Origin of the sequence: Lentibacillus cibarius, from assembly GCF_005887555.1 — a bacterium.
Taxonomy (GTDB): Bacteria; Bacillota; Bacilli; order Bacillales; family Amphibacillaceae; genus Lentibacillus; species Lentibacillus cibarius.
The window spans coordinates 748,162-771,342 of record NZ_VCIA01000001.1; the positions used below are offsets into that span (position 1 = coordinate 748,162).

The 23,181-nt window shown below is 42.2% G+C and carries 19 protein-coding genes and 1 pseudogene; all 20 read right to left on the reverse strand.

Annotated elements, in window-relative coordinates; all coding sequences use genetic code 11:
• Window positions 1-65: 65 nt before the first annotated feature.
• Window positions 66-1,070, reverse strand: coding sequence for a tetratricopeptide repeat protein (locus FFL34_RS03790; protein WP_138601615.1), 1,005 nt, complete (start codon window positions 1,068-1,070; stop codon window positions 66-68).
• A 181-nt stretch (window positions 1,071-1,251) separates the two neighbouring features.
• Window positions 1,252-2,913, reverse strand: a complete 1,662-nt coding sequence (locus FFL34_RS03795) for a glycerol-3-phosphate dehydrogenase/oxidase (RefSeq protein ID WP_138601617.1) — start codon at window positions 2,911-2,913, stop codon at window positions 1,252-1,254.
• Between the two features lie 260 nt (window positions 2,914-3,173).
• Window positions 3,174-4,667 (reverse strand): glycerol kinase GlpK, encoded by a 1,494-nt coding sequence (glpK, locus tag FFL34_RS03800; RefSeq protein ID WP_138601619.1) that lies wholly within the window; start codon window positions 4,665-4,667, stop codon window positions 3,174-3,176.
• Window positions 4,660-5,525, reverse strand: a pseudogene (locus FFL34_RS03805) (MIP/aquaporin family protein). The gene glpK and the pseudogene FFL34_RS03805 overlap by 8 nt, the downstream one beginning before the upstream one ends.
• A 223-nt stretch (window positions 5,526-5,748) precedes the next feature.
• On the reverse strand, window positions 5,749-6,297 hold the full coding sequence (locus FFL34_RS03810; RefSeq protein ID WP_138601621.1) for a glycerol-3-phosphate responsive antiterminator: 549 nt from the start codon (window positions 6,295-6,297) through the stop codon (window positions 5,749-5,751).
• Window positions 6,294-6,824 (reverse strand): acyltransferase, encoded by a 531-nt coding sequence (locus FFL34_RS03815; RefSeq protein ID WP_138601623.1) that lies wholly within the window; start codon window positions 6,822-6,824, stop codon window positions 6,294-6,296. The genes FFL34_RS03810 and FFL34_RS03815 overlap by 4 nt, the downstream gene beginning before the upstream one ends.
• Before the next feature lies 1 nt (window position 6,825).
• Window positions 6,826-7,461 (reverse strand): pyrophosphatase PpaX, encoded by a 636-nt coding sequence (gene ppaX / locus FFL34_RS03820; RefSeq protein WP_138601625.1) that lies wholly within the window; start codon window positions 7,459-7,461, stop codon window positions 6,826-6,828.
• Window positions 7,436-8,395 carry a nucleoside recognition domain-containing protein gene (locus FFL34_RS03825; RefSeq protein WP_138601627.1) on the reverse strand — a complete coding sequence of 320 codons (960 nt, stop codon included), beginning with the start codon at window positions 8,393-8,395 and terminating at the stop codon, window positions 7,436-7,438. The genes ppaX and FFL34_RS03825 overlap by 26 nt, the downstream gene beginning before the upstream one ends.
• Before the next feature lie 19 nt (window positions 8,396-8,414).
• Complete coding sequence (gene lgt, locus FFL34_RS03830; protein ID WP_138601629.1) at window positions 8,415-9,260, reverse strand: prolipoprotein diacylglyceryl transferase; 846 nt, start codon at window positions 9,258-9,260, stop codon at window positions 8,415-8,417.
• Between the two features lie 13 nt (window positions 9,261-9,273).
• Window positions 9,274-10,206 (reverse strand): HPr(Ser) kinase/phosphatase, encoded by a 933-nt coding sequence (gene hprK, locus FFL34_RS03835; RefSeq protein WP_138601631.1) that lies wholly within the window; start codon window positions 10,204-10,206, stop codon window positions 9,274-9,276.
• Window positions 10,207-10,411: 205 nt separating this feature from the next.
• Window positions 10,412-10,768: a phage holin family protein gene (locus FFL34_RS03840; RefSeq protein WP_138601633.1), complete on the reverse strand. Its 357-nt coding sequence runs from the start codon at window positions 10,766-10,768 to the stop codon at window positions 10,412-10,414.
• Window positions 10,769-11,031: 263 nt separating this feature from the next.
• Window positions 11,032-11,703 carry a bacillithiol biosynthesis deacetylase BshB2 gene (gene bshB2, locus FFL34_RS03845; RefSeq protein ID WP_138604660.1) on the reverse strand — a complete coding sequence of 224 codons (672 nt, stop codon included), beginning with the start codon at window positions 11,701-11,703 and terminating at the stop codon, window positions 11,032-11,034.
• A 248-nt stretch (window positions 11,704-11,951) separates the two neighbouring features.
• Entirely contained in the window at window positions 11,952-12,338 is a 387-nt protein-coding gene (locus FFL34_RS03850; RefSeq protein ID WP_138601635.1) for a YojF family protein, read from the reverse strand.
• A gap of 181 nt (window positions 12,339-12,519) precedes the next feature.
• Window positions 12,520-15,399 carry an excinuclease ABC subunit UvrA gene (uvrA, locus tag FFL34_RS03855; RefSeq protein WP_138601637.1) on the reverse strand — a complete coding sequence of 960 codons (2,880 nt, stop codon included), beginning with the start codon at window positions 15,397-15,399 and terminating at the stop codon, window positions 12,520-12,522.
• A gap of 7 nt (window positions 15,400-15,406) precedes the next feature.
• Window positions 15,407-17,389 (reverse strand): excinuclease ABC subunit UvrB, encoded by a 1,983-nt coding sequence (gene uvrB / locus FFL34_RS03860; RefSeq protein WP_138601639.1) that lies wholly within the window; start codon window positions 17,387-17,389, stop codon window positions 15,407-15,409.
• A 271-nt stretch (window positions 17,390-17,660) separates the two neighbouring features.
• Entirely contained in the window at window positions 17,661-18,689 is a 1,029-nt protein-coding gene (locus FFL34_RS03865; protein ID WP_234031416.1) for a multicopper oxidase domain-containing protein, read from the reverse strand.
• A 364-nt stretch (window positions 18,690-19,053) separates the two neighbouring features.
• On the reverse strand, window positions 19,054-19,614 hold the full coding sequence (locus FFL34_RS03870) for a hypothetical protein (RefSeq protein ID WP_138601641.1): 561 nt from the start codon (window positions 19,612-19,614) through the stop codon (window positions 19,054-19,056).
• Window positions 19,615-19,647: 33 nt separating this feature from the next.
• Complete coding sequence (locus tag FFL34_RS03875; RefSeq protein ID WP_138601643.1) at window positions 19,648-21,111, reverse strand: cbb3-type cytochrome c oxidase subunit I; 1,464 nt, start codon at window positions 21,109-21,111, stop codon at window positions 19,648-19,650.
• A 20-nt stretch (window positions 21,112-21,131) separates the two neighbouring features.
• Complete coding sequence (locus FFL34_RS03880) at window positions 21,132-21,656, reverse strand: cupredoxin domain-containing protein (protein ID WP_138601645.1); 525 nt, start codon at window positions 21,654-21,656, stop codon at window positions 21,132-21,134.
• 262 nt (window positions 21,657-21,918) lie between these two features.
• On the reverse strand, window positions 21,919-23,112 hold the full coding sequence (locus FFL34_RS03885; protein WP_138601647.1) for a PDZ domain-containing protein: 1,194 nt from the start codon (window positions 23,110-23,112) through the stop codon (window positions 21,919-21,921).
• Between the last annotated feature and the right edge of the window lie 69 nt (window positions 23,113-23,181).

Genomic DNA, 23,181 nt, shown 5'->3' on the forward strand with positions numbered 1-23,181 from the left:
CATATTCATCATATAGTAAGACTATATATTCGTCTAATCTTATGCTCAAGCAAACAACTAAGCCGTTAGTCCGTAATCCAAGGAAGACCTTCATCAGCTAATTCGGTATGTCGTCTACAGCCTTTCTTCCATATAGAAAGTGCTTTTGAACACATATGAAGCTTATATGCTGTAATACTGTACCATTTATAATAGGAAAGGTGATTTTTCACCTTCTCCTCATTGATTGCCCGGAACCGTTTGAACGCCTCGTCGTGAACACCAGTTTGTGCGAATGTCACTGCTATTCGAAGTTTTTGCTGTTCGTGTACTGGATATACATTCAACAAAGCGTTTATATGCGTTTTGTGTTCTTCACGGCACAACTCATGATAAAAAACAGCTAAGTTAATGTGACTTGATAATGATTCTGGAGATTCCGCTAGTAGGTTGTATTCCATGTCAATTGCATCATCTCTGTAACCTGCAAAAAATAGGGTATACGCATAATCATGCCGTATATTCTCATGGCCCGGAAATAGAGCCATCATCTCTTCAAGCAATGGAAGTGCCTTGTCCCATGCTTGATGTTCCATATGAAAAAACACCGTCTCCTGATAAATGAGCAGTTCATCTTCTTCCTCAAATTCCCAGTCGTCATCTTCTTGTTCTTCATCAACCATCATTAAGTCAATTAAATGTTCCGCGTCTTCCCGCATATCACCATCAGGGTCTTTATCAAGATATGATTCTGCATACTTTTTTGCATCATTCAAGAGACCTAAATGGGCATAATTATTTGCAAGTAAGTAATAACAATCTGTATACTGATCACCTGATGACTCCAACACTTCATTCAACAATTCGTTAGCAGTGTGGTAAGAACCAATTTCGGTGTAGACAATAGACAACTGGCACTTATAAAGCGGATTTGTAGGAATTGCATCAACTGCTTTTTGCAGCCATTTTATCGCTATTTCGAACTTTCGCTTCTGAAAAGCTTCAACACCTTTTGTAAAATAGAAATCGCCGTCCGGTATAAAGGGGATAATATTCTCCTCATTTGGTGCTATTTTACTACGCTGTTTCATGCTAGCCCCCCTATTTATGTGTCAAATCTCGCCGAACAAAGTATACCACAATTGGCAGGCGAATAATATATGTATTTAAAAAGAAAAAGCAGTCCCAGTCAATTCCATCCAGACTGCAAACTGCTTTCACGCTGTTAGTATACTACAAAAGTGCTAATTCGACTCTCTGCTACATTGTCAATTATATAATGGGATGGACTGCTTCATCTAATAGTTGGTCAAGCTCTTCAGCATAAGCTTGCTTCTGTTCATCCGTCCATTGAAAAACGTTCGCCATATATGCAATAACATTATCCTTATGCTTTTTAACAAAGGCAATATCAAAAAACAACGCGCCTGTCCGACGTACAAAAAAGTCCACCGGTTTATAAGCCATTTCATACTTTATAGCGTAAATGAGTTCGGCAAAAACGACAGGATCAATTGCGGCGCTATGTGCGTTTGCTTGTTCCTCTTCGTACAATTCAAAGATTTTATCAATATTGGCACCATATTGCTGGATAAGTTGTGTGGTCACTTGTTCATGGATACCAAGGGCAGTCGCTTCAGCAATCTTCTGCTTTTTAAAGTCACGAAAGCCTGTTGAACCGCCTACTTCTCCGCCGGCTATCGGTAAATGCTTCGTTTCCGATTCACCGTACAAAATCCCTTCCTCTTCCTTAAGCTGCTTAACCACTGTATTAACGGCGTGTTCAGCCATTTTCCGATACCCTGTCAGTTTCCCACCTGCCATAGAGATTAGACCGGAATTCGATACAAAAATCTCGTCTTTCCGAGAAATTTCATCGGGATCATCCTTGCCTTCTTCGGCAATTAATGGCCTTAATCCAGCATAGCTTGATTCAACATCATCTACAGTTATAGCAAGTGATGGAAACATATAACGAATCGCATCAAGTAAATAATTCCTGTCATCTTCGGTCATTTTAGGATTAGCAATATCACCATTGTAACTTGTATCGGTCGTTCCCACATACGTTTTATCATTCCGTGGAATGGCAAAAATCATCCGGCCGTCCGGTGCATCAAAATAAATTGCCTGCTTAAGTGGAAAACGTTTTTTCGAGAACACCACATGAACCCCTTTTGTTAACTGAAGGGTTTTCCCTTTCTTGGATCCATCCATTTCACGAATGTCATCGACCCATGGACCACCGGCATTCACTATTTTCTTCGCATAAATATAGTGCTGTTCGCCAGTGATCTGATCTTCTACAATCGCACCGGTTACTTTTCCGGATTGATAGATAAGATCAACGACTTTGGCATAATTGACCGCATGCGCTCCTTTTTGAACAGCCTTTTTCATTACTTCAATGGTCAGTCGTGCGTCATCTGTTTTATATTCCACATAGATTCCAGCACCTTTAAGACCGTCCTTTTTAATAAGCGGTTCCTTATCCGCCGCCTCATCCGGACTTAGCATTTCCCTTCGTTCACTTTTCTTTACACCTGCCAGAAAATCATACACGCGAAGACCGATATTCGTTGTAAACGGTCCAAATGTACCACCTTTATAAAACGGCAGCATCATCCACTCAGGTGTGGTTACATGTGGGCCATTTTCATATACGATAGCCCGTTCTTTCCCGACTTCAGAAACCATTTTCACTTCAAATTGTTTTAAATAGCGCAAACCACCGTGAACAAGCTTGGTTGAACGGCTTGATGTACCAGCAGCAAAATCCTGCATTTCAACCACTGCCGTATTTAACCCTCGGGTAACCGCATCAAGCGCTATCCCGGAACCTGTAATACCACCACCGATCACGAGAACATCGAGCTGGGTATCTTTCATTTGTTGAAAAACGTTAGTACGCTGATAACTTGAGAAAACTGACATGTCCATCACCTCATATATAGTTTATATCTATTACACATCGTTAAACCCGAAAAAATTTTCTACCTAAAAAAAGAAACCACAAACTAGCTAATGAACACGCTTCATCAGCAATTTGTGGTTTCTCCATTTCTCCGGCACATATATTAACTTATGGGTATAGTTTATCATAGAATCGATTTTACGTACAGTCTTTAATTTAGCCAAATTCTTTTGTCACGGCTGCGATTACTTCCGTCTTCCAGCAATTTTACAGCGGACAATCATTTAAACGTTCTTGCTGCTTCTACTGCCTTTTGCCAGCCTGCATATAGTTCCTTCCGCTTTTGTTCATCCATCTCGTCATTAAATGTTCGATCATGCTTCCACTGACTTGCAATCTCCTCTTTGTCGTTCCAGTAGCCAACAGCCAGCCCAGCAAGGTAGGCCGCTCCAAGTGCTGTCGTTTCCTGTACAACAGGGCGTTCAACCGGGACACCAAGCATATCGCTTTGAAATTGCATTAAGAAGTCATTTTTTACCGCTCCGCCATCAACCCTTAACGTCTTTAATTCAATACCGGAATCGGCGATCATCGCATCAAGCACATCTTTTGACTGATAAGCAAGTGATTCAAGCGTGGCCCGAATCATGTGCTCTCGCGTTGTTCCCCTTGTTAGACCGAAGAAGGCACCACGGACATCACTGTCCCAATATGGTGTACCCAATCCGACGAATGCCGGCACCATGTACACGCCGTCTGTCGAATCGACCCTTGTAGCGTAATCCTCACTTTGCGGCGAATGGTCGATAATCTTCAATCCATCACGCAACCATTGAATGGCTGAACCTGATACAAAAATGCTTCCTTCTAAAGCATATTCCACTTTTCCGTCGACGCCCCATGCCAGCGTTGTAAGCAGCCCGTGATCGGATTTAACCCCTTCCTCACCGGTATTCATCAGCATAAAGTTACCGGTTCCGTACGTGTTTTTAGCCATACCTTTTTCAAAGCACGCCTGACCGAACAATGCTGCCTGTTGGTCTCCGGCAATGCCGCCGATGGGAACTTCATGACCAAAGAAATGATAATCGACTGTATTCGCATAAATCTCAGAAGACTGACGTACTTCCGGTAACATGCTTTTCGGAACACCCAGTATGTTAAGGAGTTCGTCATCCCATTTAAGATCATAAATGTTGAACATGAGTGTCCTGGAAGCATTGGAGTAATCCGTGATATGTGTTTTGCCACCAGAAAGCTTGTATACGAGCCACGTATCTATTGTGCCGAATAATAAATCACCATTTTCGGCTTTTTCCTTCGCACCATCCACATTATCCAGAATCCATTTCACTTTCGTTCCTGAGAAATAGGCATCAATGAGAAGACCGGTTTTTTCCTGGAATAGATTTTGATACCCTTGATCTCTCAATTCTTTACAGATGTCATCCGTCTGACGTGATTGCCATACAATTGCCTTATGAATCGGTTTTCCCGTGTTTTTGTCCCAAACAACGGTCGTTTCACGCTGATTGGTAATACCGATGCCGGCTATCTGTGATGGTTCAACATCAGCTTTACGCAGCACTTCTGAAATACAAGCCAGTATTGAAGTCCAAATTTCATTGGCATCGTGTTCAACCCACCCGGGATGCGGAAAAAATTGTTCGAATTCCTTTTGAGCTGTTTCCATAATTTCTCCGTCATGATTAAATAAAACTGCCCTTGAGCTTGTTGTCCCCTGGTCTAATGATAGAATGTAAGTTTCACTCATATTGTTCTCCTCCTTGTAATATATGGTTTCCTGACATAACTTTTTTAGCACTTGTTTGCCGTGAATCTTTTTTACTTAACTCTGTCACAGCAGCGCCAATAAAAATGACAGTCACAATAATACTTAACACCCAAAAAACAACTGAAAACTTACCTAAAAACATGGCGTTATAAAACACCGCACCGTACACACCACCTAAAATAGGACCAATGACAGGAATCCAGGCATACCCCCAGTCCGATCCTCCCTTTCCAGGAATCGGGAGTAGCGCATGTGCAATTCTTGGTCCAAGGTCACGAGCAGGATTTATCGCATATCCAGTTGTTCCCCCAAGTGACATACCGATTGCAACGATCAGCAAACCGACAATCAGTGGATTTAAGCCCTCCGTAATGTTATTTGCGCCGATAAACATAAGCCCCATTAACAGGACAAACGTACCAATCATCTCACTCACCAGGTTTGAAAAAGGACTGCGGATTGCCGGGTCTGTTGAAAATACAGCCAATTTTGCGCCTTTATCTTCTGTTTCCCGCCAATGAGGTAGGTAATTAAAGAACACAATAACTGCACCGATAAAAGCACCAATCATTTGAGCACTTATATAAAGTGGAACCTTTGCCCATGGAATTCTCCTGCAGCTGCAAATCCCAATGTCACAGCAGGATTTATGTGTGCTCCCGTGAACTGGCCAACCGCGTATACTCCCATCGCTACACCAAGGCCCCAACCGATAGTAATCAATACCCAGCCGGTACCCTCTGCTTTAGACTTTTTCAGGAGTACGCCTCCCACGACACCGCCACCAAGTATGATCAGAACCATCGTACCAATGAGTTCTGCTAAAAACTCAGACATATATAAACACTTCCTTGTATAATTTTGTTAGTTCAAACAAGTTCTATGAACACAAAAAACCACACTGCAATCATAGTACTTTACCTAGGAAGTACCATTACAGTGTGGGTCTCCATGTCTCCTCCACGTTCTTAACTTGTCAAAAATAATTCTACTTCAAAATGTAAACGTTGTCAATCATAATTATAGTGAAATCCTTAGGCAAACTAGTGAAGAGTTAATCTTATGATAAATCCCACAACTCAGCATTGGAAGTCGATACCGCTACTGCTCCTGCTTCTAAAGCTGATGAAACTTCCTGTTCGTTTCTAATCAGACCACCGGCAATAACCGGAATAGACGCTTCTTCATATATTTGTGTTATAATATCCGGCACAAGCCCTGGCAACAATTCTACACAATCCGGCTGAAATCGATCAATCAATTGCAGATTGTGGTCAACGGCCATGCTATCCAGCAAAAACATGCGCTGGATAGCTGTCAGTTTATGCTTTTTGGCAAGCTTGATGATATTGCCTCTAGTCGAAATAACGCCATCCGGTTTAATGGCACGGACTAGAAATTCCATACCGTATTCGTCAGCTTTCAACCCTTGAATCAAGTCAACATGCACGAATACCTGCTTATTAGCGCGTTTCGCATACGTCACCAAACTTTTCAATTGTGCTAATCGCGTCTCCAGCAGTACAACAGCATTGTGATCCGATTCCAGTGCCGTTTCAAAATCTTTCATGCTGCGGATTGCGGGGACAATTCCAGCTGGTATGTTCATGCTTCATCATCCTTCCAATGGTCATCCACCTGTTTCTCCATCTTTTCCTTCGTACGAATCACCTGCATCGGATTCCCACCAACAAAAGCCCCAGGCGGTACATCTTTATGGACCAGTGTTCCCGCCGACACAATGGCACCATCACCAATCGTTACACCGGGAAGAATCGTGGAATTGGCACCAATCATAACGTTATCACCAATCACCACTTCCCCCACCCGATATTCATTTATCAAATATTCATGAGCCAGGATTGTGGTATTATACCCAATCACACTGTTTGCACCAACCTTTATTTTTTCGGGAAACATGATATCGGGCATGACCATTAAAGCAAATGCCGTCTTGTCGCCCACCTTCATTTGCAAAAAAACTTGGTAAAGCCAATTTTTCACACGTAAAAAAGGTGTGTATCTGCCCAATTGGATAAAGATAAAATTTTTCATAACCTTCCAAAAGGGTACTGTTTTATAAATTTGCCACAGCGAATTCGCATGTTTGACAGGATATCGTTCGGTCTTGCGCATACTACACCTCTGTTATTTTGAGCAGATCCTGCATATCATCCAACATATAAGTAGGCTTGTATGCCAGTAATTTTTCGCGGTCTTTCAAGGACCAAGAAACAGCCGCTGTTTTGACTGCGGCATTCCTTCCAGCTTCAATGTCGTGTGAATTATCGCCAACCATTAACGTTGACTCTGGACTGGCTCCAAGTTCATTCATAGCTTTTATAACCGGCTCCGGGTGTGGCTTAGCACAAGTGACATCGTCAAGCGTGATCACCGTCTTGAAATAAGAATCGAGCTGAGTAACCCTTAACCCCATTCCCACGGTCCCGCGCAGCTTTGTCGTAACTATGCCAAGCTGAATGTTTTTCTGGTGCAACCGGTCAATTGTTTTCAAGACATTCGGAAATGCAGTCACATAATCATCATGATGCTTCTTATTATGTTCGCGATATGTTTCCATCATTGACTCAGCCTGAACAGGATTATACTGTAAAAATGTATCTTTCAGTGGTGGTCCAATAAACTCAATTGCTTCCTCGCGTGCAAGCTTTTTGCCGTAATGCTGAAATGTGTGTATGAACGATTCAATGATCAGTTCATTGGTATCAATCAGTGTTCCATCCAAATCAAAGAGTATGGTATGAATGTTCATGTGCTGTTCCCTTCCTTTTTCGATATTCCAACCGTTTCCAAATGAAAGCGACGGTCATCGTTAATACAATTGCTGTTGATAAGCGAATGAGTAGCAGTGGCCAGACGGGGATCCCAAGCGGAATGAATATCACTGTATCCTCTACTACCGCATGACAGGATACAAGAAAGACAAGTGCCAAATACATGTCACGCTTGGACACTCCATCTTCCTCCACGGCTTGAATCATTAATCCCGCCCCATATGCCAAACCAATTGTCAGTCCCGCAACAAGCGTCATCGTTGTATTTTTTTCCATACCTAGAAGCTTTGTGAATGGTGCAAGTTTATCTGAAAATAACTGCAGCCACCCCTTTTCCCGTAGAAATTGCATGATAACCATTAGCACCATGACAATTGCCGCCAGCTGCACAACAGCGAATAACGCTGTTTGCAGCCCTTGAAGAACAATTTCAATCGGGCCGCCGAACGCTGTATCTTCTGATGATAGTAACCCATACCGTGCCTGTTCTGCCCCACCCCGCCAAATAAGATTAATTACAGTCGCGGCCACCAATGCCAATGACAGCCGTATCCCTGAGATGATCCACCAGTTCACGCCCACTTTTGATGCGACCGTCGATTCGATGAATAGATTATGGGAAAACGAAAGCATGACCGCCATGATGAGTACTTCTTTTACGGTGAAATCAAACGATACGATAGCAGCAATGCCGGCATATAGATTTAAAGCATTACCGAGAACCAATGGAACAGCTGCCTCCCCACTCAGCCCAATCAAACCCATTAACGGACTGATTTTGTCAACCACCCAAGGTAAAATGGGTGTATGTTGCAATATCGTCACAATCAATGTGATCGGAAAAATAACTTTCCCCAAGGTCCATGTTACATGCATACCTTGTTTCAAGCCGCGCTGTACAATACCGGTCACATTCATTCCTCACTTTCCGTCACTTTTTTGTTTTGTGTTTATTTTGACCATCGTAATGTTTTCGTGCCATGCCAGAAACACGTCGATAAACCATTACGCCAATAACTGCAATAATCAATGCTACTGATATGAGCTGGGCCATGCGAATATCAGTCCCCGGAATATAGAGACTATCTGTTCGCATTCCTTCAATAAAGAACCGTCCAGCTGAATAAGCCATCACATAACTTAAAAACACTTCTCCCCGCAACGGATTTTTACGACGAAGGACCAGCAAGAAGACGAGTACAAGAATATTCCAAACTGATTCATAAAGAAACGTCGGATGATACATGACTCCCTCGATGCACATTTGATTCATGATGAAATCCGGCAAATATGTATGAAAACTGTTAAACACGGACTCTGAAATCGGTCCGCCATGTGCCTCCTGGTTCATAAAATTTCCCCAGCGGCCAATCGCCTGCCCCAGAATCAAACTCGGTGCGGCAATATCCGCCAGCTGCCAAAACGGAACATTTTTCACACGTGCAAATACAATCGCTGTCAATACAGCACCAATTAATGCGCCGTGAATAGCGATACCGCCTTCCCAAACTGCAAAAACATCCCACCACGGTCCACCAACATAGCGATCCCATTCAAAAATCACATAATACAGACGCGCGAAAATAATCGACACTGGGATGGCGAAAACAACTAAGTCAGTCATTAAATCTTTCTGTAATCCAAGTCGATCCGATTCTTTCGTCGCTATATACAAACCTAAAAAAGCACCAAACGCAATAATTAAACCATACCAATAAATAGTCAGTGGCCCAAGCTCAATAAAAACACGATCCAATGCGGGTGCACTGCAGCTCATACTGATCACTCTCCTACTCTATATCTGTTTCCTGATCAATCATCGCGGTCAGTCGTTCGGAAAATTCCTCAGCGGCATTAACACCCATACGCTTCAATCGGAAATTCATTGCCGCAACTTCTATGATGACAGCAAGATTTCGTCCAGGTCGAACCGGGATGGTAGCTTTCGGAAGATTAACATCCATGATTTTCATTGTTTCCTCGTCAAGCCCAAGTCGGTCATACTGTTTGTTTTCATCCCATAACTCTAGATTGATGATAAGCGATATTTTCTTATGGCTGCGAACGGAACCAGCACCGAATAGCGTCATAACATTTATAATCCCCAGCCCGCGTATTTCCAGCAAATGCTCAATCAGCGGCGGGGAATTGCCGATAAGTTGGTCGTAATCCTCCTGATAGATCTCCACACTATCATCCGCGACGAGACGGTGTCCTCGCTTAACCAGCTCAAGGGCTGTCTCGCTTTTTCCGACACCACTTTGTCCAGTTATAAGCACGCCGACACCATAAATATCAACTAACACTCCATGTATAGCTGTGAACGGCGCAAACTTTGCTTCAAGATAATTGGTAAGCCTGCTAATTACACGCGTTGTTTTCCGCGGTGAATGTAAAACAGGTACGCCTGCATTGTCTGCCGTTTCAAGAATGACTTCCGGAATATCCATCCCACGCGAAACAACAATTACGGGGGTGATATCGGTACATAACCGTTCCATACGGTCCTTTTTATTTTCTTCTTTTAAATCAAGGAAATACGCCATTTCTGTTTTACCAATCAATTGAACCCGTTCTTTTGGATAATACTCAAAATAACCGGTCATTTCAATCCCCGGCCTGTGTACGTCACTAGAGGTGATCTCCCTATGTATGCCATCTTCTCCTGCGACCAGTGTCAGATTAAAATTTTTCAGCAAATCTTCTGTGCGGACTTTTTCCATTTTATAGAAGCCTCCAATAAAGGTTTAGTCCCAATTCTCATTTCTAACTTACCCATGTTTAGAGGTAATATATTACAGCTTGTTAATTCGTGATAAGATTTCTCAATTACTGATGTTTATTGTAGCATATTTTGATGGATTAGGAATATTTAAATGGAAAAGAAAATCGCAGGGATAAAACCTGCGACATTCCGGGTTCGGGGTTTTACGTTATTCTATCTCTTACCAACTTGTTCAGGAGCAGATTTAAAATTGCAAGAATCACTGCTGCGATAATAGCTGTACCGAATCCTGAAATCATAAACGATTCATCCATAACAGTCTGTGTGATCATTAACGTTATGGCATTAATCACAAACAAAAATAAACCAAGTGTCAAAAATGTAATCGGCATCGTCAACACTACGAGTATCGGCTTTACAATTGTGTTCAGAATACCAAGGATGATACTTGCCAAAAGTGCAGTCCCGAATCCAGCAAGATGAAACCCATCAAACAGCTCAGCCGCCACGATGAGTGCAACAGCATTCAGAACAATTGATACGGCCCAACGCAGCAACATCAGTGAACATCCTCCTTATAACATCCCCATAATATAAACATTGAGTGAAACCTCCATTAATGAATCCCGGCACACAGGACGTGGCATAACTTTTTCGTGAAAGTATCATCTTATTTATAGTCTTTGTCTTTTTTTATAAGGTCTCCCAAAATTCATACTTTCTGACGTTACAAAAAACGCTGTCAAACCACCGAACCCCTGTTAACATACGTTCGAACCAGGATTTGTATAACGGCTTTTTTAAAATCTATCTCCTTGAGAAGCTATTTACTAAATTTCCAAACATAAAATTGCTCTACTCCTAAACGTTCTTTCGCAGCTTCCATGACATCTGCAGATAAAGAGGCACTCTCCTGGAATTTGCCGAGGATTCCACTAGCCTGAGACTTATGTGCTAAAACAGCTTCCATCTTCTGTTCAAAATATGGGCTGACATCATTGTGGATATCGGGTTGGCCAAGTTCCTCTATATAGTTATTGGTTATTGCATGTGCCCAAACAACGGGGCGATTTTCTGGTTCCATCAGTCGAATCGCTTCAATGGCCGCAGCCCCCATCGCATTATGATCAGGGTGTACTGCGTGTTCAGGAAAATGTGTAATGACAAGGCTCGGCTGCAACTCATCCAAATGACGTTTCAAATGATTAGCAACTTCCCGTTTATCCTCAAATTCCATCGTCTTATCACGATAACCGAGCATACGTAGATTAATATCTAACTTTTCACATGCGTTGATTAACTCTTCTTTTCGAATAACTGGAAGTGTTTCTCGATTGGCAAAAGGGGGCGAACCCATATTTCGTCCCATTTCACCTAATGTCCCACATAAATAGGTGACTGGTACACCCTGCTCACGAAATGCTGTAATCGTTCCTGCTGCACCAAATGATTCATCATCCGGGTGCGGAAAAATAACAACGACATGTTTTTCCATTTTCATCACCAGACCTTTATTTGCAAAATAACTGTATTTATAACTATTTTAACTTTCTCAAACAGTTCACTGTGGCGAACTTGAAACGCTTCTAACTGTTATCCCCGGCACCTTGGATTCACATAAAAGCTGTTTTCTTCCGAGGTAGCTGAAGCGTTGCCCGCGGTAAACTCTGCGAAAGCGCGAGGCTGTGAAAGTTGAGTAACTGTTTCATTAGCCCTGTAATGTTCTTTATAAAGGGATGCTGTTTATTCAGCTGCTACACTGTCACTGGCAGCATATTCATGGCCAAGCGGTGTCTCACTGATGTGTAAAGCCACCATTAAACGCCCTTCCCGATCATGGCCGGCAAGCAAAAGCTGTGACCCATTATGTAGTGTCCACTCGGTCAAGCCCTCAGCATAAATCCAGCCTAATTCCAGTTTCAGTCCTGCCCGGTATGTCTTTCCGTCACCAATAATTTTTGCTTGCGAGAATTTCACTTTCGCATTACGGATGTATGCACCAACATTGTATGCTTTATCATCAAAATGGCTCGCATAAGCACCATTTGTCGTCTCCAAATGGATATAGACATCCTTGTTGCAGTATCCTTGCAGTAATTGCTGTACTTTTTCAATTTCAATTGGTTCCATCTTCGTTCCCTCCAGCATATGCCTTCTCGTTTAAGGTTACCCAAACCATCCTATTACGTCAAAAATTTAAACCGGTTCATATGTTTTCTCAAGCTATTGCCCACCATAATCTGGGTATTGCCGCACGCATCTAACAAAAAGGCAGCGAAACGCCTCAAAGCCAGGTCCGCCGCCGCTCATTTTAGTTTAATCCGACTTTTTCTCTTTCTGCTAGAGCTGCTTCCATTCGTTTTTGATCACGTTCTAAAATTGGTTTCAAGAATTTACCTGTATACGATGCTTCGTTGACAGCGACTTCTTCCGGGGTTCCAGTCGCAATAATCTCACCGCCGCCGTCACCACCCTCAGGACCGAGGTCAATGATATGGTCGGCAGTTTTAATCACATCCAGATTGTGTTCGATGATGAGTACGGTATCACCATTACCCACAAGACGTTGCAATACATTTAAAAGCCTATTAATATCATCTGTATGCAAACCTGTCGTCGGCTCATCCAGAATATAAAACGTTTTGCCATTGGAACGACGATGGAGTTCACTTGCAAGTTTAACACGCTGCGCCTCCCCACCTGATAACGTTGTTGCTTGCTGGCCCAACCTAATATAGCCAAGCCCAACGTCATAAACAGTTTGCAATTTCCGTTTGATTTTCGGGATGTTTCCAAAAAAGTCCAGCGCTTCTTCTATAGTCATATCAAGCACATCGGCAATGCTTTTCCCTTTGTATTCAACTTCCAACGTTTCACGGTTGTATCGCTTCCCATGACATACCTCACACGGAACATACACATCAGGGAGAAAGTGCATTTCGATTTTGATAATACCATCGCCATGGCAAGCTTCACAGCGCCCACCTTTTACATTAAAACTGAATCGGCCCTTTTTATAGCCGCGTACTTTCGCTTCATTTGTCTGGGCAAATACATCGCGAATATCATCGAAAACACCCGTGTATGTCGCCGGATTAGACCGTGGCGTCCGGCCAATCGGGGACTGATCAATGTCAATTACCTTTTCAATATTTCCGATACCATTCATTCGCTGATGTTTCCCCGGCTTATGCTTCGCGCGATGTAATTGCTTAGAAAGTGATTTATATAAAATATCGTTGACCAGTGTACTCTTGCCAGAGCCGGACACACCAGTCACAACGGTCATAAGTCCAATCGGAAAGGAAGCATCAACCTTTTTAAGATTGTTTTCCTCCGCACCAATCACTTTTACCTGCTTGCGTTTATTCTGTTTACGCCGTTTGACCGGAAGCGGAATAAACTTATCGCCTGCCAAATATTGCCCTGTCAATGATTCTTTATTTTTCATCACGTTTTCCGGTGTACCATTGGCAACAATCTGTCCGCCATGTTCACCAGCACCAGGGCCGATATCAATCAGGTGGTCCGCTTCAAGCATCGTATCTTCATCGTGCTCGACAACAATCAGTGTATTGTCCAAGTCACGCATCCTTTTTAACGTATTAATCAAACGGTAATTATCGCGCTGATGGAGGCCAATGGATGGCTCATCAAGAACATACAGAACACCTGTCAGAGCTGATCCGATTTGCGTTGCTAACCGAATACGCTGTGCCTCCCCGCCTGAAAGTGTTCCCGCAGACCGTGACAGTGTCAAATAATTAAGTCCAACATTATTCATGAAATCAAGACGGTCAGTTATTTCTTTAAGAATCATCTTACCAATGGTTTGTTCTTTCTCCGTCAAATTAAGACTCTGGAAAAATTCTTTGGCCTCAGTGATTGCATAGTCGGTAACTTCGCTAATGTGCATCCCATTAACCAATACAGCAAGTGCTTCTTCTTTGAGCCGATGTCCACCACAGTCCGGGCAGTTTTTATTAGCCATATATTTCTCCAGCAGCTCTCTCGTAAAATCAGACGACGTTTCCCGATACCGTCGGGCAATGTTATTCAATACACCTTCAAAATAAATATCATTATCTCGTACATTACCAAACTCATTCGTGTAATGAAAACGAATTTTTTCATTACCACTTCCATATAAGATTTTATCCATCTTTTTCTTCGGAATATCTTTTACCGGTATCGTCATGTCTATATCATAATGATCACAGACACTCTTTAACAATTGCGGGTAATATTGTGAACTAATCGGTTCCCATGCTGCAATCGCATGCTCTTTCAATGTCTTCCCACGATCCGGGATAACCAGCTCTAAGTCAACTTCGAGATTGGTACCTAGGCCGTCACAAGTCGGACAAGCGCCATATGGACTATTAAATGAGAACAACCTTGGTTCCAACTCCTCAATAGAAAAGCCGCATATTGGGCATGCATGATTTTCACTGAACATCAGTTCTTCATCACCGATTACATCAACGATAATCTTGCCATCACCTAAACCGAGCGCAGTTTCAATCGAGTCACTAAGACGCCCGGAAATGCCTTCTTTGACAATGATACGGTCTACAACAACCTCGATCGAATGGGGCTTATTTTTTTCAAGTTGGATATCATCTGTCACTTCCCGCATTTCCTGATCAACCCGAATCCGGACATACCCTTTCTGTTTGAGATATTCTATTGTTTTGGCATGTTCGCCTTTTCTTCCTGAGACGATTGGGGCAAGAATTTGCATTTTGGTCCGTTCAGGGTACTCCAGGATCCGATCAACCATCTGCTGGACTGTCTGTGAACTGATTTCAATTCCATGTTTCGGACAAGTTGGCCGACCGATACGGGCATACAGCAGACGCAAATAATCATAAATTTCCGTAACGGTTCCGACAGTTGAGCGTGGATTTTTGCTCGTTGTCTTTTGGTCAATGGAAATCGCTGGTGATAACCCTTCAATCGCATCAACATCCGGCTTGTCCATCTGGCCTAAAAATTGTCGCGCATAGGCTGAAAGAGACTCTACATAGCGACGCTGCCCTTCGGCATAAACCGTATCAAAAGCCAACGAAGATTTACCGGATCCTGATAAACCTGTTAAAACAACAAGTTCATTCTTAGGAATGGATACGTTAATATTTTGTAGATTATGTGCACGTGCGCCTTGGATGGTAATTGCTTTACTTGGCATGAACAGGTCATCCTTCCGCTTTGAGTTCCAAAATAATATCACGAAGCTCAGCAGCTTTCTCGAAATCAAGATCCTTGGCAGCCTGCTTCATTTCCTTTTCCATATTCTCAATCATCTTCGTCTTCTCTGCTTTGCTCATTTCAGCAGTATCAGCTTTCCTACTTTCATACGATTCATTATCTTCTGATGCCACCGTTGCACGGATAACATCCCTTACTTCTTTTCGGATAGTCGTCGGTGTAATGTCATGTTTTTCGTTGTAGGCCAGTTGTTTCTCGCGACGGCGGTTCGTTTCATCAATCGCCACCTGCATTGACCGTGTCACACTGTCGGCATACATGATTACTTCCCCGTTTTCATTCCGAGCAGCTCGGCCCATTGTCTGGATAAGGGACCGCTCCGAACGCAGGAATCCTTCCTTATCGGCATCCAAAATGGCAACCAACGACACTTCCGGTATATCCAGTCCCTCCCGCAGAAGGTTGATTCCGACAAGAACATCGTATTTACCGACACGCAAATCACGAATGATTTCAATGCGTTCTAATGTCTTAATCTCTGAATGCAAGTAAGCCACCTTAATACCAATCTCTTTCAAGTAGTCAGTCAGATCCTCCGACATTTTCTTCGTCAGGGTCGTAACAAGCACGCGCTCATTCCGTTGGGACCGCTTGTTGATTTCTTCAATAAGGTCATCAACCTGCCCATCGATTGGACGCACATCTATTTTAGGATCCAACAAGCCTGTTGGCCGAATAATTTGCTCTGTCACATCTGGTGCATGTTCCTGCTCATAAGGGCCAGGCGTTGCCGAAACATAGATAAGCTGGTTTGTTTGTTTTTCAAATTCACCAAATGTTAGTGGACGGTTATCCAGCGCAGAGGGCAGACGGAAACCGTGATCTACCAACACTTGTTTACGTGCCTTGTCCCCATTGTACATTCCCCTGATTTGTGGGAGGGTAACATGCGACTCGTCCACTACACAAAGAAAATCTTCCGGAAAGAAGTCCAACAAGGTGTATGGCGTCGATCCGGGTTCCCTAAACGTTAAATGTCGCGAATAATTTTCGATTCCGGAACAAAAGCCCATTTCATACATCATTTCAATGTCATAATTTGTCCGCTGCTCCAATCGTTGTGCCTCAAGCAACTTATCTTGCTCCCGAAACTCGGCCAATCGTTCTTCCAGTTCTTTTTCAATATTTTTAATTGCCTTTTTGAGTTTCTCTTCACGAGTGACGAAGTGGGATGCCGGGAAAATCGCCACATGTTCACGGTCGCCGATAATTTCACCAGTCAAAGCGTCAACTTCCCGAATCCGATCAATTTCATCCCCGAAAAATTCAATTCGGATACAATGTTCCTCTCTTGAAGCCGGAATAACCTCAACAGAATCACCGCGAACACGAAATGTCCCACGTTGGAAGTCAATGTCGTTCCGGGCATACTGAATATCAACAAGTTCCCGTAAAAGCTGATCACGATCTTTTTCCATGCCCATCCGGAGTGAGAGAACCTGACTTTTATACTCTTCAGGTGAACCCAAGCCGTAAATACATGATACACTTGCTACGATCAGCACATCACGTCGCTCAAACAGCGAGGAGGTCGCTGAGTGTCGTAGTTTATCAATTTCATCATTGATGCTGGCATCCTTTTCAATGAATGTATCTGTCGATGGTACATATGCCTCTGGCTGATAATAATCATAATAACTAACAAAATATTCGACTGCATTATTCGGAAATAATTCCTTAAATTCACTGTATAATTGCCCGGCCAACGTTTTGTTGTGAGCAATCACAAGGGTTGGACGGTTAATTTCTTTTATCACATTTGATACCGTAAATGTTTTTCCTGTTCCAGTTGCACCGAGTAACGTCTGGTGACGCTGACCGGCTTTCACTTTTTCAACCATGTCTGCTATTGCATCAGGCTGATCACCACTTGGCTCGTACTGTGCCACGAGGTCAAATTTATTTTCCAAACCGAAAACCTCCGTTCCTTGCTTCTCCTTCATTCTATCATAAATGGTATATTATTTTAACAGACAAACGAACAAATATTCGGTGTTTAATTTATCATATTCCCATTTTACCCGATTTACCGGACAGAAATCATGTACAATGCTTCGGACAAGGATTTGCAGTGGTAGAAAAAAGCATTCGCAGTAAGTTTTATGTATCATACAATAAACGCCTGCCACATGTATATGACAGGCGTTTATATTAAACATCTTTTCACTAATGAATCAGTTTCTATTCCGTCACTTCGATTTTACCCAGTGCCCCTTTTGTTACATGGTCAAAGGCGTGTGTCACAAATGAATAGATGCCGGGTTTCTCCACTGTAAATTCAGCTACAATAGACCCGGATACAGGGACCATAGACGTTTGCAGGCCTTCTACAACATTTCTTGGATCACCATCAACATACACTGTTTCAAGTTGCGTACCGATAACATGGAAGCTCGATACTTCATTTGGGCCGGCATCAACAAAATTAATCCGAATTTTATCTCCAACTTTCGCCTGAATCATTTCGTCCTTAACCGCTTGTGTGCTTCCATTAAACACGACATATTCAGGTTCACCATTCACCATTTCCTCCATTTTGCCATCTTTATAAAATTCACTTTGAACGACGGTAATTTCTTTGTCAATTTCATTGTCGGTTGGGTAGCCATCCGCCGGTTCAACTATCATCGTTCCATACATGCCATTTGCAATGTGCTGTAACACCGGTTCCGTAGCACAGTGATACATATAAACACCAGGTGATCCAACCTCATAAGAGAACGTTCCGCTTTCATTTGGCTTCACGTCAGCAAAGTCTTTATTCGGAGAAGCGTAAACAGAATGAAAGTCTACGGAATGATTTATTTTAGGGTCCATATTTTTAAGATTGAAATTTAGTTTGTCTCCTTCTTTCACACGGATGACAGGTCCTGGGACGGTTCCATTAAAAGTCCAAGCCTTATACGTTTCACCTTTATCAAGTTCAATATTCGTAATTTGTGATGTCATATCAATATCTACTTCATGTTCACCTATACGCTCTACTTTAATCGGTACTGGTTCCTGATCAATTCCTTTATGGGGGCCAATGTTTTCGATTTTTGGTGTATCTGCTACTACATCTTCAGTCTTGACATTCACTTCATTTGCAGGTTTATCCGTATTCGCACCATCTACTTTGTCATCTATCGAGCCGCCTCCACAAGCTGATAAGAACAAACCCATCGCACTAAGACCAACTACTAATCGATACCCATTTTTCGTCAACATATTATTCACCTCATACCTTTTTGTAGTAGAGAAGCCTTCAAACCAATCAATCAACATACCTTCGTCTATTAACTGCCTGACTGAATGATTCAGCTTATCTTTAACTAAAGTATAATTCTATCGACCTACTTCACATGTGATACGAGTCACTTTATCATGCTCATTTATGAACAAAGTTTGACATAGATGAAAACGTTTTAAATATTATTATATCAGGTATTAATTAACACTTTTACACTATATATATTGTGAAAATATCTCATATATAGTTTACAGATTTTTACATTCCTTATAAATGATGAATGAGAAAAACACCTCCAAAAGTCCTGTTTAAAAAGGAGCGTTTGAAGGTGTTTATTTCAATCTATGGCGTTGTATCGGAATGATCAGTGAACACATACTGGAGCATATATAGAATACAGCTAGCAGTTATTACTAAAAATCCCCAGCCAAGTACTTTTTGTTCAACTTCCAGGTAGTTATTGCACACTCGGACAGGCGCGTCGATGTACAACCATGCCATCAAGCCGAACATAGGTATGAAATTAAATATAATAAAACTTTTAACTAACGATCCGATTTTACCCCAGCTGTCCCGGAGTGGGATTCCGACAAGAAACGGTAGACTGATAAACTTAAACAATTCAATCAGCCAGCTCTCGAGTGATGCATCAAGTGTCCGTGGTATAAGCCAATAGGTTATAACAAATACGACAAGCAACATACCGGGAATGCCATTACCATTCCATGTTTCCAAAAAATTTTTGAACCAATCGTGTGCATAACCCGCTAATAGCCAACCAGCAACTATAAGCAGTGGAATCTGTATAAGCATATGAACAATCATAATAGATTCCATTAAGTTTCTAATTGGAGGAACGACTAATATTACAAATAGGATGAGACCATACGTATTTTTTCGCATATGTTCACCGAACCCACCTTAAAAAAATAACAATTATGCGAGCTTTTCATCATTCCGGTCACCAGAAACTTTTTCTTTGCGTCTGAAGATATAACGGATAAAATGAATAACAAATACAGTTACCGCCAACGCTGCAAATACACCGGCAAATGCCCCAAAAACAGCCGGACCCATCCATTCCGGTATGTGGGAAGCCCAGCGTCTCGGTGTACTTAGTGCTCCGGAAACGAGAAACGACCCACTCAGCGAAACGATTGCCAGTGCAAAAGCTACAAAGGATAAGCGATCCAGTATATTTTGTTTGATATCACTGTCCTGTTTTGCCAAATAATACATAAATCCAAAAAACATCGTGCAAGCTCCAAGTGCCATATACATATGGAAGTGACCCGGAACCCATTTCGTATTATGCATGACATGGTTTACAACAATCGTCGCATCGACAATTGCCGGCACAACGCCTACTACCCAGCCAAACATAGACAGATACAATAACCCGGAGGCGACATCCCATTTAATACCGGATTTATAAACAATCATTAACGCTCCATACGCCGTTACAACGAGAACCGGCAACCCATTTGCATAGGAGAGTGCTTGTGCCATTATGAGTGTCCATGTCGGCATAACTGAATCCATTAATAGATGGTGTGTGTAAATGAGTAATGTAAAAACAGTCGACATCGTCCAGGCAATCAGGAATACCCTATTTGCCTTCCAGGGACGATTCGCATAACGTGGCAATATTTCATAAACCGCAATCACTGCCATATAAATAATCGAGTTGGCAAAAATGTGTCCAAACGCATATGTCAGGTTTTTAGCCAGCAATGGATCAACTGTAAATGCCGGATTAATCACATTAATGACATTCATAATCAATACCGCGGAACCAGCTGTCAACGCCGTTACATTAACTATCGTAACCATCGTACTTGCAATAACCGCTTTAGGCGGAGCGTTGTCCTCAGACTTTTTTCCGGCAATGACATCCCAGCCAAGCCCTTTTGCCAAACTTCCATATTTCTTCATGATCGCCCGACCGGAATCAAGGTAAAATAATAAGAAACCAACACCTAAAATAAGCATTCCAAACAGGTACAACAATGCACCAACTGTTCCCCACGCCGATGCTGACAATTTCGGCAGCGGATAAAGGAATGTCCAGGAACCCGCATATTTAAATGAAAATACACCAACGATCACCATGACAACGCCAATCAGAAATAAAGCCAGATTGGCCGTCATAATCTTTTTCGATAACTGAACATATTGACTTAGAAAATACCCCATCACTCCAGCCGCAGCCAATGCTGCAGCACCAACCATCCCAGTTCCATGTATGGTTAGGAACTGATAGAATGCAGCCGGGGATAAATCTAACATACCGCCCTGCGTCAAAAGCATCAAAATTCCGAACACCATCATCGCAACAATAATAATGCCACCAAGTGTTAAGTAGGATACAACCAGATTATTGCGTGACTTCGCTTCCATTCAGCACACCTCCATTATCATTATTCCGTTACTGTTATTTCCGCTGTCATTAAATCGTGAGCAAGTCCACAATACTCTAGACAAAGAATTTCATATGTTCCAGGTTCATCAAACGTCATGTAAACTTTATTTGTATAGTCAGGCATTGCCTGTGTTTGTGCAAGCATGTTCATCTCTTCATCGTAAATTCCAAAGCCGTGATTCACATCCTTACTGGTAACATGAAATTCAACAGGCTCACCTACTTTAAATTCGGTTTGACTCATTTCCCAGCCAAACTGCATGCCTTCCACATCTACCACCACTGGTTCCTGATCGGCACCATAAACCGGCTGGCTATATGGTAGTTCCCGAAGTGTATAAATTGTTATGCTCGTCATCAATACAATCAACACCGACGCATAAAACGTACGTGCCTTATACCATTTTTTCTTTATCGGTGCATATTCCTTCCGCTCTGTAGACTTCCATGCAACAACTGCAAATACGACAAGTACAAGAAACATAAAAAACAAACTCGTGACCCATGCAACTGTCTGTACCAATACGATAACCCCCTTAGAAATGGCAGAAAGCTTTATGTTCTGCTATAGCATATAAAAAATTCGTCAAAAAGCTAGTGATTCACATCACTATTTTCATGTTGTTTTTTGAAAAAACAGTTTTATTAGTTTTTATGGTTGTAACTATACGAATAGTGTTTACCACCTTAGTTTTGGTGAACTAAGTGCCTGCGGGCAGAGAATGCGACACAAAAAAAGCAGCAGACACATCTTCTGTGTCTAGCTGCTTTCCCGGTTTTATTTATTATCCATGCTTTTTTAATTGCTTGTCCAAGAAGCGGTCGTTCGTCGTAATAACACCCAATTCATGATGGTCCTCCTCGTATAACGCGCTTTGAACAAAACGTACCTCCCCATTATTGCCAGTAATTTCGAGTTTAAAAAATGCTCCACTTTCCTGCAACGCGTAATAGAATGACTCCATATCATTAATCCTTTTTCCATTCGCTTTCGTAATCGTTTCACCAACTGTAATACCTAAACGGGCAGCCGGTGTATCTGGAATCACCGCTAACACTTTGACACCACGCTCATTTTTGTTGAAAAAGGGTACTTTAGCCTGATCCTTCATGCGGTGTCTGTAATTGATATATTCCCTTCCGATAATTCCAATGAAGATAGCCGCCAGTGACAACCATCCGGCATAAACGCTTCCAACAGCCAGGAATAATACGATCATACCGAGTATTAAAACCCGTCTTGCGATAGCCATTGCGCCTTTTTTCGGGAGTGTGCCCTGCACGATATGATCAAATCCTATCACGAACGGCACCAATGCAAGGCTATACATTTCGCCATTTAACGTAAGGGATGGCCAAAATGATGCAAACGAGGTAATTGAGCCTGTCGGTATCAGCACAAAAAAAGGAATAAAGCCAACTTTTTTAAGATGGTGCACGCCTATCCGTAACCCACGGCGTCCAGGCTTTAATTCTGGAAATGTCCTGCTTCGGCTGTTTTGTATCAACAATACGGTTTCCGCCATTAACAACAGTGCCAGTAATAAGGCTAAACCGACAAAATTGACAGATGAAGAGAAACTTATATCGGCGAAGGTCTGACCATCCAGCACAAACGGAAGCAATAGTAACAGCAAATAACTGATACCAATCGTATACACGGGAGAAAGCAGTGTGAAACGAAACGAAAAGCTCAATACAATCGTTACAATGGCCAGCATCAAAATAGTTTCCTTGGAAAAGACAATCCCCACACCTAGTGCAAATGCTGATAACAATAAACTAAAACCGATACTCATTAGCCATGTATTTCGCCATTCTGCAAATAAATCAAACAACTTAAGCCCAAAGTCTTTCCGTTCCTTTCGAATTCGCCTAACTCCTGCAAACACAATTAAAATAACGGTCCAATAAACGAGGGGATTAACAAAAAATCTGCCTATTCCTCTCCATAATTCCATAAGCCAGGTCTCTACCATGATGATCACCTTCTACTATATGTCTACTGTTAATTTAATTATTCCTAAACAATACACAATGATTACCTA